At 32.1% G+C, this 14883-nt stretch carries 11 protein-coding genes; 8 read left to right on the top strand and 3 right to left on the bottom strand.

Annotated elements, in window-relative coordinates; translation table 11 throughout:
* Positions 1 to 13: 13 nt before the first annotated feature.
* Positions 14 to 1054: a PDDEXK nuclease domain-containing protein gene (locus LGK97_RS07075; RefSeq protein WP_226259053.1), complete on the bottom strand. Its 1041-nt coding sequence runs from the start codon at positions 1052 to 1054 to the stop codon at positions 14 to 16.
* A gap of 794 nt (positions 1055 to 1848) precedes the next feature.
* Between LGK97_RS07075 and LGK97_RS07070 the strand changes: the two genes are divergently transcribed.
* Genes LGK97_RS07070 through LGK97_RS07060 form a run of 3 tightly spaced genes read left to right on the top strand, consistent with a single transcriptional unit; the run spans position 1849 to position 3886 of the window.
* The gene (locus tag LGK97_RS07070; RefSeq protein WP_226259052.1) at positions 1849 to 3138 is read left to right on the top strand and encodes an AAA family ATPase; all 1290 of its coding nucleotides are present in this window, start codon (positions 1849 to 1851) and stop codon (positions 3136 to 3138) included.
* A gap of 1 nt (position 3139) precedes the next feature.
* A complete protein-coding gene (locus LGK97_RS07065; protein ID WP_226259051.1) occupies positions 3140 to 3604 on the top strand; it encodes an RloB family protein in 465 nt (154 codons plus the stop codon).
* A 57-nt stretch (positions 3605 to 3661) separates the two neighbouring features.
* Complete coding sequence (locus LGK97_RS07060; RefSeq protein ID WP_226259050.1) at positions 3662 to 3886, top strand: hypothetical protein; 225 nt, start codon at positions 3662 to 3664, stop codon at positions 3884 to 3886.
* A 289-nt stretch (positions 3887 to 4175) separates the two neighbouring features.
* Here the strand turns inward: LGK97_RS07060 and LGK97_RS07055 are convergent, their stop codons facing one another.
* Positions 4176 to 5201, bottom strand: a complete 1026-nt coding sequence (locus LGK97_RS07055) for a PTS transporter subunit IIC (protein WP_226259049.1) — start codon at positions 5199 to 5201, stop codon at positions 4176 to 4178.
* 285 nt (positions 5202 to 5486) lie between these two features.
* Positions 5487 to 6098: a DUF4397 domain-containing protein gene (locus LGK97_RS07050; RefSeq protein WP_226259048.1), complete on the bottom strand. Its 612-nt coding sequence runs from the start codon at positions 6096 to 6098 to the stop codon at positions 5487 to 5489.
* A gap of 702 nt (positions 6099 to 6800) precedes the next feature.
* On the opposite strand from LGK97_RS07050, the gene LGK97_RS07045 reads away from it, so the two are divergent.
* The 5 genes from LGK97_RS07045 to LGK97_RS07025 all read left to right on the top strand — a co-directional run bounded on the left by LGK97_RS07045 (position 6801) and on the right by LGK97_RS07025 (position 14858).
* A complete protein-coding gene (locus LGK97_RS07045; protein ID WP_226259047.1) occupies positions 6801 to 8135 on the top strand; it encodes a hypothetical protein in 1335 nt (444 codons plus the stop codon).
* An 87-nt stretch (positions 8136 to 8222) separates the two neighbouring features.
* Complete coding sequence (locus LGK97_RS07040; protein ID WP_226259046.1) at positions 8223 to 12428, top strand: hypothetical protein; 4206 nt, start codon at positions 8223 to 8225, stop codon at positions 12426 to 12428.
* A gap of 943 nt (positions 12429 to 13371) precedes the next feature.
* Positions 13372 to 13638 carry a hypothetical protein gene (locus tag LGK97_RS07035; RefSeq protein WP_226259045.1) on the top strand — a complete coding sequence of 89 codons (267 nt, stop codon included), beginning with the start codon at positions 13372 to 13374 and terminating at the stop codon, positions 13636 to 13638.
* A gap of 195 nt (positions 13639 to 13833) precedes the next feature.
* Entirely contained in the window at positions 13834 to 14094 is a 261-nt protein-coding gene (locus LGK97_RS07030) for a M domain protein (protein ID WP_226259044.1), read from the top strand.
* Between the two features lie 320 nt (positions 14095 to 14414).
* Positions 14415 to 14858 (top strand): transposase, encoded by a 444-nt coding sequence (locus LGK97_RS07025; protein WP_226259043.1) that lies wholly within the window; start codon positions 14415 to 14417, stop codon positions 14856 to 14858.
* Positions 14859 to 14883 lie beyond the last annotated feature (25 nt).

The raw sequence follows: 14883 nt of genomic DNA, 5'->3' as shown, positions 1-14883 counted from the left end.
TTTCACCTCATAATTACATTTTATTAGTAACTTCATCATCTAACACAGATAATCGCTCTATAATTTCTTCTGGTGTTGGCAATAAATTTTTCATATCATCAGGTAAAGTATTTCTAAGATTATAAGTTGAAATCCCTATAGGGTTACTTACACTTTTCAATGCATATTCTACAACGGTTCTATTTTTATCTTTGCAAATAATAATACCAACAGATGGATTTTCTTCTGGTAACTTAACTTTATCATCAAGAACTGTTAAATAAAATTGCATTTTTCCTGCATATTCAGGCTTAAAATCCCCTATTTTAAGTTCGATTGCGATTAAGCTTTTAAGCTTTCTATGAAATAGCAAAAGATCAATATAAAAATCATCTCCACCCACATTAAGGTGATATTGATTGCCTACAAATGTAAAAGTTCCGCCCATTTCTGATAAAAAGGCTTTAACATTATTGATTAATCCTCTCTCTAATTCCTGCTCTGAATGATCGATGCCCATTTCTAGAAAATCAAAGGTATACTCATCTTTTACTGCAAGCTTAGCTTGAAGTCTATATTTTTCAGGCACGGTTTCATCAAAATTTGTTTGATTGAGTAAATATTTTTCATACGCTTTATTTCCTAAATTATTGATAAGTACATTTTTTGTCCAGCCATACCGTTTTGTCATTTTTATATAAAATTCCCGTTCTAAATTATCTTTGCACTTTTCCATAATTACAATGTTCTTACTCCAACTAATTTCTCGCACCAATGGTGCGAGATTTGTTTTATCAAAATAAGATAGGTAAAAGTTCCTCATCCTCCATAAGTTTGCTGTTGAAAAACCCTTTACTTTTGGAAATTCCTTTTGCAATTCCTTTGAAAGCACCTCAACAATAGATTTTCCCCAGCCTTTTTCATTTTGTTGATTAAAAATTTCTTCACCAATCTCCCAATAAAGAGTTATGAGCGCTTTATTGAGTGTCTTTAAAGCTTCATATTGCGTACTATATATTTTTTCTTTTATTTCTTTAATAAAAAAATTATATTCTTTTAGCGTTAAGTCGTCCATTACGATTCACTCCTTATGCATTTTTAACTAAAAGATCTGAAAATTTGTAACTTGCTAGTACAAACATAGATGACATAAGACCCATTTTTAAGGTTATATCTTCAACAGTATCTATAGATATATATATATTATCATATTTAGTTTTAAATAAAACACTCAAATGAAAGAATTAATTTCTAAGAAATTGAATTATATAATTATATTATTTATTATACCTATATTAAGTTATTTCTAATCTCACAGGATTCTTCCTATAACCTATATGCAAATAAATATCGCATATAGGTTATAGGGAATAAAACTTTACCTTAGAAAAAATAAAAGCCCTACAATACATTTATGTATTATAGAAGCCTATTTTAACTTAAATATGGCACTTGCACGCGGGTGGAGAGAATATTAGGAAAGCGTAGAAACACTGAGGTGTCATTTTTTTAGTGGGAATTAATAGGTATAGGGTTTAAATATTATGTGGTTGGAAGTTAGAGGCTGGCGCCTAAGGGATTTTGGATGAGGGAGGAATTTGGAATGTTGCCGCTAGAAAGATAATTATTGTGCAAAATTAAAAGATTTAACGTTGAGAAAAACTTTCAACAAAATCAAACAGTATAGTGGTTAAATTCGAAAATATCTAAAAATAATATAAAATAATCATTAAATATCAATAAATTACAGTTAATCAATTAATAATCTTAGAAAAAAACGAAATAAGGTTGTAACAAAGTGGTAATACTTATATAATATAAAGTATTATATAATAATAATAATAATAATAATAAAGAGGAGGATGTAAAATGCTAATTATGTTTAGAGCTAAGAACTTTAATTCTTTTAAGAATGATGTAATCTTAGATTTAAGGAAAACAAGATATAGAGAGCATCTTGGCCATACATTTAAATCCGATGAATTTGAACTGTTAAAAACAGTTGCAATTTATGGAGCAAATGCAAGTGGTAAATCAAACTTAATAAGTGCATTATCGAGTTTTGAATTGTTTTTAAGTAAGCAATTTTTTGATAGTGAAAATACTAAAGATGATAATAACTTAGAAAATGACTCTGAAAGTAAAATAAGCAAAGTAAGTATAAGACCATTTTTGCTGTCAGATTCTGTGGACCAAGAGATAGAATTTGAAATTATTTTTAAGCATAAAGATCTTTTATTTCAATATGGATACTCATTTGAAGATTCTAAGATATGTTCTGAATGGCTATTAATCAATAATGAACAAGTTTTTGAAAGAAAAAAAGACAGTTTGGAAATTGAGTTTGGAAATAAATATAAGGATATTCTTAAAGATTATACCAAGTTAAGAGAAGATAGATTATATATATCTATTCTTGATTATTTTGCAACCAATGATGAAATAAGAGAAAAGATAGATATCTTCAAAGAATATTTTAACACTAAATTCAATATTTATTTTGAATTAATATTTGAATCAACTATAAAGGGTAGAGTAGGTTTTTTATCATTAACAAATGAATTTATAAAAAATGATGAATTAAGAAAAAAAGTTTCTGAATATGTTAGAAGAATTGATATTGGCATTAAAGAATTCATTATTGACAAAGAAATTGCAATTAGCAATCGAACAGGAGAACAAAAAGAAAAGCTTGTTCCAAAAGCAGTGCACAATGTGTACGACTTAGAAGGAAGTATCATTAGTGAGAAGACTTTCGAGTTAGAATATGAGTCCGCAGGCACATTGAGGTTTTTATCAGTTATTCAGCAAGTTCTAAAAATGCTTGATAACGGTGGCGTTTTTATAGTGGATGAATTATCAGCAAGGTTGCACCCACTGGTGTCAAAATTTATAGTAGATATTTTTCAGTCGAAATTAAATGTTAATAACGCTCAGTTAATATTTACTACTCACGATATATCGTTGATGAATAAGGAACAATTCAGAAGAGATGAGGTAGTATTGGTAGATAAGAATATAAAGGGTGAATCTTCCATTTATACTCTTGCAGATTTAGGAGTAAGATCAGATGCTACTTTTGATAAAGATTATTTTAAAGGTAAGTTTGGCGCAATTCCAATTGTAAAAGATGTATTAGATCCAAAAGAGGAGCATTAACATGGCAAGAGTGCGATTGAATCCTTATTTACAAAGAAGTGTAGAAACAAAAAAATTATACTTAGGAAAAACAATACTGTTTTGTGAAGGTAAAACTGAATATAATTATTTTGATTATTTTGCTGATATTATAAAAGCAAGCGGTGATAAATACTCACATATTGAGTTGAAGCTGATCACTGCAGATGGCAATGCACAAACAGTAATGAACCATGCTAATGATTTTCTGGGAAATGAAGATAATAGTTTGAAATATATTAACTATGATAATTATGTGAAGCACAAATCATCACCAGGAATGATTAGGCAAATAATAGGGAATTGTGATAGTGTAAGAAATGCCATTAAAAATGCTAAAGAATTAGAGAAGACATATGGTGACCGAAATTACAATTACGAGGAGTGTATTGATAGTATGAACCCATATACCACAGTTCATCAATTGGTAGAAAAATTAATTGAATAAGTGTTAAGATTACTATTGTAATATTAGTAACTTATGTGAAATAGTGAGGTGATATAATTGGATAACGAAGTTAAAGATATGCTGGTTAAAATATTAGAAGGTCAATCAAGGCTTGAAGATAAAGTTAATGCATTAATTGAGGGGAAAATGGACTTATTAGAAACTAATTTAAAAAGTGTTTGTAAAAATGGTAGAGAGCTTAATGAAAGTGTTGATGTTATGAAAGATATACTAGGTAGACATGAAATGGATATTGAAATTTTGAAACGTAGAACAGTTTAAAAAAATTAATGTTTTGTTGATAGAGGGCAGCCATTCGTAGTGGTTACCTTTTAGTGGCATTAATAGGTAGAATGGTTTAAATGTGGTGTGAGTGAATGTTAGAGGCTTACGCCAAATGGATTTTGCATGATGAGGATAAGTAGGAAGGCTACCGCCTTAGAGAATTTGGGTCAGGTAGGGTAGAAGAAATGCAAATAAAAACATCCCTAAAAATAAATTTAGGGATGTGAAATAGATTTTTAGAGTATAACTTGCCACTTGCCACGTGGGTGGCACTAAAGGGGGGTGACTAAAGCTCTAGCTTTAGGTCTCCTTCGCTTATCCATCCTTTTTTTCTCATAATCTCTGAGAAAACTAAGGTTAAAACTGCAGGGGCTACAAAGTGTAGGAATATTATTTTTAATACTATTACAGAAGTAGGCTCACTGCCTTGCATGGATGCAAGGGTACCGAATTGACCTACAAGGCCGCTTGTACCCATACCTGCACCTAGTGAGTTGTTTTTCATGGAGAAAACGGTGGTGGCAAAAGGTCCTAGGATTGCACCTGCTAGTGTAGGTGGTATCCAAACTTGAGGACGTTTTAGGATGTTGGGTACTTGTAGCATGGAGGTACCTAGTCCTTGGGATACTAAGCCACTTAGTTTGTTTTCGCTGTAACTAGAAACGGCAAAGCCAATCATTTGGGCACTGCAACCCACTGTTGCAGCACCTGCTGCAAGGCCGGACATGTTTAGTGAAATTGCAATGGCGGCACTACTAATTGGAGCGGTAAGAGCAAGTCCCATTAAAGTAGATACTGCAATACCCATAGGGATAGGCATAAGAGTTGTAGCTGAGTTTATTACTGCGCCTAAGTCAGTCATAAAAACTGAGATGTAAGGACCTACAAATTTACCAGCTATACTTCCAGTAATAATAGTAACAATAGGAACTATAACAATATCAAGTTTTGTTTTTCCAGATACTAAGTTTCCAAGTTCTGCACCAATTACTGCAGCAATAAATGCTCCTACAGGACCACCACCCATATACATATATCCAAAGGCACCAGTGGCAGCAGATGAGAACATTGTAAGTGGGGTAACCTTTAAACCCCAAGCTACGGCAACACCAATAGCTGATCCAACTACGGGAGATTTAGATGAGATTATGGCTGTGAATTCCTTTAAGAATGCTAGCCCAGGAACTTTTGATAATTGACTTAGTATTAGTCCGATTATTAGTGATGCAAATAGACCTAAGGCCATGGCGCTTAAAGCATCTAAAAAATATCTTTTGAAACCTTTCTTTAAAACGGTTTTAAATTTTTCCATGAGTTATCCTCCTAATATAAATGTAATAGTAGATATTAATGTATAAGTTCAACCGTGTGCATACTAGTACGCCATAGTGTATACTAATGTATATACATACAGATGACAATATTATAACATCTTATTATGAACACATCAATAAGAGTATAAAAAACATAATGCACTTATGAGTATAAAAAAAGATAAAGCACTAGGAAATACTCCAAGTACTTTATCTTTTTTTATATTAAGTTAAGGCACGTGACGATATTTAAAAGTTTAAGTTATAGTGGTATAAAATGATAACTAGTCTTCGCGCAAATCTAAATAAGAACTTCCATCAAGAGGAATTAAAGCTTGGAGACCTGGATGATCGTTAGTTAGGCCAATTACATAAACTGTGTAAAAACGCTCTGACTTAAGATTTATATTAGGAATATATAAAACTGTGGTTTCGGTTCCAGTAGGTCTGGCCTCTAGGGTATAGGTTCCCGCAGGAACTTCTATATAATCTGTAAATTCTTTGTAACTAATATTTTTAAATAGAATTTTGCCATTTGGCAATGCAACATCTACAGCTCCGGTGTTAGGAGATAGATGAGCAAATTTTATATAAGCCTTATCAAGGGGCTGAATGATTTTAGGTTCTGGAATAGCTAGTATATCAATATTAGGTAATAAACCAATAGCTGCAACAGTATAAATCTTTTCAGGTGGAACAAAAATATTTTTACTAAGTACAGGAGATGTTTTAGTACCAGTAGCATAGATCTTAATATTGTAATTACCAGGTATAACCTCTATATAGTCTGTAAAGGAACTATAAGCAAGGTTTCTAAACTTTAACATATCATTAATGTACACATCAACAGCTGGGGATTTAGGTGAGGCGTGAAGAACTCTCAAATAAGAAGTCATAGGGGCTACTCTATAGATAGGCGTTTCTCTATATAAAGAGTAAGGGTAATTAATATTTTTTGGACAATAGAACATAAAAGGCTCCCTTCAAATATCTCTACTAAGTTAATATATGAATAAAGTTCTTAAAAGGTTAATAAAATTAGTTGTAATAAATTATTGATTTCACAGTAAATATATTAAGAAATAAAAATATATTGAAGTTTATTTTAATTTTTAATACTTTAAATAAAAACTTTAATAAAAAAACTTTAAAAAAAGTGAAACTATATTGTAGGGATGAACGTTATATAAGTGTTGTGTGAAAATATATCTAATGCAGGTTAACATTATATGTTAATGAATATTAAACCAACTAGATAAAAAAGTTTTTAAAGATTGCAACTAAAATATAATGATAAACGTTATATTAATGTATGTTGTGAAAATAAATGAAATACAGGAAAGATTTAAAAATATATTGAATCTTAATCATCAATGGTATATAATAGTTAAATGACATGAATATTATGGTATATTGAAACCTTTAATTACTAGGTTACTATTAAAACAGGTTTGAAATGTTTTGTAGTAACAAAAAAATAGCTCCTTAGGGGGTGTAGTTAAAGGAAAAATTGTATTCCTTCAAAAGGAGTGCAATCATAAATAAGTTTTTATTTTTAACAAAATAAAAAATATATATTAATGGGAGGGACAAACCATATGAGACAAATCAAAAAAACACTAAGTATATTCATGGCAGCATTATTTGTAATGGCTGGAGTTTTAGGCAATATTACAGTAAAAGCTGCAACGGTAGTAGTTCCAGAGATAACATATGTTGGAATAAGCCATTCACCACTAGTAGTAGGAGATACTGAAACATTTACAGTAGCTTCAAAATTTGAAGGTAAAGTACAATACAGAGCGTTCCTTTATAACGGTACAGAGTGGAACGAACTTACAAAAGGATATGGAGAAGCAGTAGATGCTAAAACACCATATGTATTACCAGAAACAGCAGCATTTAAATTAGGAGCAGCAAAATTATCAGTTTGGGTAAAAAGAGCTGGTGAAACAGGAATTCAATCAAACGCAAATGGAGACTTCGATAAGTACTATGTAGCAAACCTTAACTGCGTAAGTAAAGATGATGCAAACAGAGTATATGCAAATGGAGACGCTAAAGTTGAAACTAACGGTTTAACAGTTAAATTCAACGGAATTGAAAACATAGGTGGAATCGCAGGACCTTACCTATACAGAATGCACATATACAATCCAACAACTGGAGTATGGACAAACAGAGTAACAGATTACACTGCAACTCCATCATATACATTTGAAAAAGCAGGTACTTACATGGTAGTTGTACATGCTAACACAGCAAATTCAACAACTTGGAAGAAATACCAAGCAGAAACAGACAAAACTGTTAAAAACCAAAGCAACGTTTATGGAACATATGAAGCTTGGAAAACAGTAATGGTAACTGTTAGTGATTCAACAGTTAAAGTATTTGACACTACTGTTAAAGCAGCTACATTTGGAGCAACAGTAAATGTAACTATGACAGCGGAAGGCGTTAAAAACTTCACTACAGCAGCAAAATATCAAATACTTGATGGAACTAAAGCTGTATCAGCTATAACTAACTTAGCTACACCAACAACAGTTTTCCCAGCTAAAGTAGAAGGCGATAAAGTTAATGTTAAATTATTTGATATAACTGATAAAGAAATTACTACTATAGCAGTAGCTTTAGGACAATCAGGAACAATTACAGTTACAGCACCAGTAGATCCTTCTAAAGTAGATGTTAAAGCAACAGTAAAAGCTGCTACATTCGGAGCAACAGTAACTGTTACTTCAACTGAAAAAACTATGGTTAAATACCAAGTACTTGATGGTACAAAAGCTATATCAGCTATAACTGAAATAGGAGCACCTACAACAGTTTTCCCAGGAAAATCAGTTGGAGATAAAGTTAATGTTAAATTAATGGATGCTGCTGGAAAAGAAACAATAAAAGAAGTAGCTTTAGTAGCTGCACAATAATTTTTAAAAGAAGCTTAATTTATAATCAATACTTGATTATAAATAGTTAATAAAAAAATTCAACCAAAAAAATGGAGGTAGAAATATATGAACAAGAAAATTACAAGTTCAGCTCTTGCTGCATTAATGATAGCAGGATCAACATCTTTCTCAGCTTTAGCTGCAATGGCTAACGGTACAGTTGTAATAGGAACTAAAGCATATGATATGGCTTATGCTAATGATCCCAAAAATGCTGGTGAAATCGGAGATGCAATAGTTGCAGGTGGAAACCAAGTTTACATTAAAGATTTCGAAGGAAATTGGATAGATAATGCTACAACTAAAAAAGTAGAAGCTAGTGTTATACCAGCTGTAGTTTATAAAGATGCTGCTGGAAAAGAAAGTAACTTTAATGCTGGAGATGATGCAGTAAATGCAACATTAAAAGTAAAAACAATAACTGCTATTAGCAATACAAAAGTGCTTGTAACATTAGAAAACGATACAAACCTTTCAGCATCAGACCTTACAATAGTTAAAAAAGGTTCAACAACAGCAGTAGCAATTAAATCTGTTACTAAAGAATCTGCTAAGATGTTCGTAGTGGAAACAGAAGCTTTAGTAGGAGGACAATCATATACTGTTACAGCAAACAAAGTAGAAACTAACTTTACTGGAATAGCTGCAGATACTACAGCTCCTACAGTTGTAAAAGTATCTTCAACAGATACTAATACTATTACTATGGAATTCTCTGATAGAATGGACTTCGCTTCTTTAACAAATATAGCAAATTACAAATTAAATAAAGATGCTAAGGTTGTAAAAGCTGAAATTGATTCTACTAGAACAAAAGTAATACTTACAACAGAAAATCTTAATAGAAATATAGTTTATACACTTGAAACTCAAAATGTGTTAAATGCTGATGGAAAAGTTATGACTAAGACAACTAGAACTATAACAGGTGTTGAAGATAGAATTGCTCCAAAAGTAACTACACTTCAAGTACAAAATAATCATATGATAGTTGTTAAATTCAATGATGCTAATGGTATGAACAAAGAATCTCTTGAGAATATTGGTAACTATGCAATAAATGATCTTGCAGTTTCTAAGGTAGTAGCATATGATCTTGATAAAGATGGTTTATACGAAACAGTGGTTGTTACCACTGCAACTCAAGTTACAAATAAAGCTTATAATTTAACAATGAGTAACATTACTGATAATTCAACACTTAAGAATGCTCTTGGGACAACAATTAGACCATTTAGAGGTTCTTCAGAAGATAAAACTGGTCCAACTGTTGTTGTAGGAAGTGTTACTTCAAATAATAATAACACAGTAGATATCGAATTTGCAGATACAAATGCACTTGATAAAGCTAGCGTTGAGGATCTTTCAAACTATGAAATCACATTCGACAATGGGCAAGTATTACCAATAACGGCTGCGGAAGTATGGTATGATTCTTATCCTGAAAATTATGGTTCAGGCACTAAGGGTGTTACATTAACAACATCACAACAAGAACTTGGTAAAAACTATAGATTAACAGTTAAAGCTGTTAAGGATGAGTTTGGTAATGAATTAAAAGCAATTAGTGGAACAAACTACACTAAATATAATTTCCAAGGTAGTCCGATTGATGTAACAGCTCCATATGTAACAAAGGTTGAATTTGTAAACGCAACAAAGGTTAGATTAACTTTTAATGAAGTTGTAGCTAAAGCTGGAGCAGAAGACCCTACTAACTATGTAATTAATGGTAGTTTGGGATCAGCAGTTAAAGCAGTTAGAAATCCTAATAAACTTGGAAATAAAGTTGTAGAATTAACAACTCAAGCTCAAACAGGAAATAAATCTTACTCAATAACTATGAATAACATTCAAGATTCTTATGGCAACATTTTAGTTGATGCAAAAGCTTCATTTGTTTCAACATCAGATACTCTAGATGTTGTAGCTCCTTCAATTTCTTATATAACAGTTATGAATGAGCAAGAAGTACATGTTTATTTTGATGAATCACTTGATACATCACTTACTCCTTCTGCAATTGATATTAGAGAGTGGGATGCATCAACTGGAACATTTAAAGTTGGAGCTTCACCAATAACTTTAGGCTACCAAGGAATGCTTGAAGAAGGACAAACAATTGTTTATAAAACAGCAACTAAACTTCAAAATGTAAGTTATAAAATTCAGACAATAGCTACAAGCTTTAAAGACCCAGCTAAGAATGTTCTAAATACTGATGGATTACCTGTTATAGCAGAACGTTATTTATTTGCAGGAACAACAGCTCCAAATACTCCAGCAGAAGTAGAATGGGTTGAACAAATAGATGCTAGAACAATTAGAGCTCACTTTACAGAACCAGTATTAATGACAATTCCAACGGGTTATACAGGAGTATCAATTGCCGATAAGTTTACAGAAGATACTTATTCAAATTCTTGGGATATCAAGAAAGGAAGTAACTTTGAAGCAGGAAAAGAACTTAAAATTAACTTCAGTAGTTGTGCTACAGATTTAGTGGGGTTAGCTGTTCATGATGCAACAGATACATCAACTTCAACTGCTGGCATGACATCATTCACTCCAAATATTGATGATGTATCTAAACCAGTTATAACTGGAGTTGTAGCAACAAATAAAGATAAAGTTACAATTACTTATGATAAAGCGTTAAGTAATGGTGGAACTTATAAAATATACTATTTAGATGATAAGAACAATAAGATATATGTTTATTCAGGTGCTGGTTCTATAGGTGATGTAAATTATGAACAAAATAATTTAGTTACATTAAAACCAACAACTTCTTTAGAAGGTAGCAAAATTTACTATATTGAGTCAATGTCTGCTGCCATTGATATAGCAGGTAATCGTGCCGAAATAACAGGCGTTAAAAATGATTTCCCAGGTTCAGATGTTTCTGTAACATCATATGTTAATGGTATTGCAATTATTAGTGCAAATACAATTAATGTAAAGGCAGGTAAAGATATTCTAGCGGTATCTGTTTATGAATATGATACTAATACTAAGACTGATAGAGTTAATTTAGATGCTACGCTTGAAGTAGTTACTAGTAATACTGCTAAGAGCAAACAATATACATTAAGTGTTCCGGTTCTTCAAGGTAGTACTTATCGTGCAGAGGTATCATTCGTAGATGGTTCAGCTCCAGAAAGTGCTTACTTTGTGGGAAACACACCTGATATTGGAATCTATATTGATAAAGATTCAACAGTACCAGGAAGCTTTGCAAAATTTGGTTATTCAGCTTTAGATTCTAAAGCCTTTAACATTGAAGTAATGGAAGTGCCTAGTGCGTTTGGATCAGTAACAGCATATGCAAGTAATGTGTATAATCTGGCAGATGATACAGATGCAGATGATACAGTAGCTGTAACATTTACTGGCAATAAAATGACGGTTGATGAAAAAGGAACTTTTAAAAGAACTGATGGAATAAACGACGTTATTACATTTACAGATTCAAAAGCAGCTATAGTAGGAAAACAATTCTACGTAGTGCTTAAAGATGTAGTTGATACAAACCGTATAGTATATGCTAATAAAGTTACTGTTGGATTCCCAAATGCTAGTTCTACTACTATAGATACAGCATTAGCAACAGCAGAGACAGCAGTAGTAGGATATGTGGCAGGAACACCTGGAGCTACAGAAGTAGCAGCAAGAACAGCTATAACAGCAGCTATAGCAGCAGGAGCGAATATTTCAGATACAGATGCTTTAACTGCAAGAGTAGACGTTAAAGCGGCAGCAGATGCATTAACAAGTGCAAAATCAGCAGCAGCTATAGAGATTGCAAAAGTAGTAGGAGCACAAACAGCTTATACAACTGCAACAGGATTACCAGCAGCAGCAGTTTATACAGAGGTAACAGCAGCTAAAAATGCAGTAGATGCAGCAGTAACTTCAAATGTTACAGCTGATATACTTTCAACTACAGCAACATTAACAAGTAAACTTACAGCATTAACAAATGCAACTGGTGTACTTGTAGATGCAGCAGAACAAGCAGCTGTAGATCTAGCAGCAGCAAACCTTGCAGCTACATTTGCTCCAACAGCTGCAGCAGCAGGAACAGTAGCATTACCTACAGTAGCAGGATATACTGTAACAGTTGTATCATCTAGTGTAGACACTGTATATGGTTTAGATGGTAAGATTCTACTTGATGGATCAAGTAACGTAGTATTTAAATTAACTAGTACAACAACAACAAAAACTGCAAACACAGGAACAATAGCTGTAACTGTGGATGTACTTTAATAACAAGCTCACTTCGCTCACAAAGACCCCCAAGGGTAACCCAAAAGGTGTCGAAACGAGAGAAATGTAGTAAACAATAAGCTTAAACTCTTCTGGAAAAACCTAACGGGCATGATCAAAGTGCGAAGGAAGAAAGAAAAGTAAATTGGGAAAAGAGAGAATCGTCAGAAATGATGGTTCTCTCTTTCTGTTTAATGGTAGACGAAAGCAAAGTGAAGATGTGACAGGGCAGGCGGAAGCTAGGCAAAAATGGAACATTTGATGCTGATTTAGAGTGAAGAAGTTGGAATGAAAAGTTAGGAAGACTAGAAAAGAAACAAAAAAACTTGGAAGCAAGCTCACTTCGCTCGCAAAGACCCCCAGGGGTAACCCAAAAGGTGTCGAAACGAGAGAACTGAATTAAACAATAAGGCTTAATTACTTCCGGAAAAACCTAACGGGCATGATCAAAGTGCGAAGGAAGAAAGAAAAGTAAATTGAGAAAAGAGAGAATCGTCAGAAATGATGGTTCTCTTTTTCTGTGAACTGTCAGGCGAAAGCAAGGCGAAGATGGGACATCTGATGCGGATTAATTAGATGAAAAGTCTGATTGAAAAGTAGAGGAAATGGGAAAAGAATAGAAACAAAAAAACTTGGCGATAGTCAGGGATGGAGCTACCCAAATATATTTAAATATATTTGGGTAGCTTTTTCGTCGTGAAGGTATGGTTTAATGGCATTTTCAGAAAAACTTTTATATTAACACATAGAATAAACTAGTCATATTACTATTTATAAATATTGAAATTAGAATTAATTAATGCTACAATCAAATTAGTAATAATTGATGATATATATATTTATACGTAAAAGATTATTGGTGTTTATAATAGATGTAACAATGTAGAGTTTTAAATATTATACTGGTGCAATTTAAAAAGCAAATTGAAAGGAGCGGATATAATTGGAGAATAAGATATTAGAAGTACTAAACCAATTATTAGATGGTCAGAATAATACAAATGAGAGACTTGAAAGAATTGAAAAAAAAATGGATTCAGTAGTGGAGCAAACTGCTGATTTAACAGAATTTAGAACTGAAACTAAGGAACAATTGATTAGTATTAATAATGAGGTTAATGGAATTAGACAAGATTTAAACACTGTAGAAATAGTTACATCAAAAAATTGGAATGAAATTTCAAAATTAAAAGCGGTAAAAAGGAGCTAACATCATAGGAACTAGCAGTCAGAAAACACCCAGAAAGAGGAGCTACCCAAATATATTTGGGTAGTTTTATCGTCGTTAAAGTAGAATTTAACGACATTAGCAGGATGTAGAATGTAGAATTTATAGGTTGATAAAGAAGTTTGGAGATGTTATAATTATTTTACTTGGAAATTAAAATAGTGGCGGTGATTTAGAATGGATAATGAAACAAAGAAAATGTTTGAAATGTTGATGACTAAATTAGACAATATTGAAGAAAGCCAAAAGGAAATGAAAGAAAGACAAAAAAACATGGAAATAAGGCAAGATGAAATATTTTCTGTTGTAAAGGCTATTGAACACAATAATATTACGCATAAAGCAGAGATTGATAATATTAATTATAAAGTTGCACATACAGAAGGAACAATTAATAAGATAGGTAATGTAATTAATGAAAATAGAGCAATAAAATAACAAGTTAACTTCGTTCAGAAAACAGAAACTTATTAGCAAGCTCACTTCCCTCGCAAGGCCCACGGGGGCAACCCTAAAGGTGTCAAAATGAGAAAACTTAAAAAAAGCAATATGATATAAAGCCTTTAACAACATTTTGGAAGCTTTAAGTCCGCCATATTCTGTAAGTGACAGTTGCCTATCTCAGAAAAGAACACCCAATAAATCACCATCTAGGAATCATCCTTAGGGTGATTTTTTATTTTTTGAAGTATAAAGAAGAAAAAGTTGTCAAGAATTAAACTATACAATATACACATATGATGGAAGGAAGAAATATCATGACAAATCCTGCACGCATTTGGTATCCAAACACAAGCTATCACATAACAGCTAGAGGTAATAGAAGAAATGATATATTTAAAGATGACGAAGACTTTCAGGTATACCTAGAAATTATTGAAGAAGCTATAGAGCACTTTAAAAATGAATATGAAATAGTTTGCTACTGCTTAATGGATAATCATATACACCTACTTTTGAAAACAAAGGAAAGACATATGAAAGATTTTATGGCTAGAATAAATAGTATTTATGCTAAGTTTTTTAATGATAAGTATAATTATATAGGTCATTTATATCAAGATAGATATTTTGCAGAACTAATAGAAACGAGCTCGCAAATGCTTGATACTAGTAGATATATTCATCTAAATCCTGTAAAAGCAAACATGGTAAAAAAACCAGAAGAGTACAGATGTTATGTTAGGAAAAACGTTATGTGAAGTTATATGCTAAAAAGCCTTTAAA

Origin of the sequence: Clostridium sp. CS001, assembly GCF_020443565.1 — a bacterium.
Lineage (GTDB): Bacteria > Bacillota > Clostridia > Clostridiales > Clostridiaceae > Clostridium_AD.
This window is presented reverse-complemented; position numbering and strand designations above follow the sequence as displayed.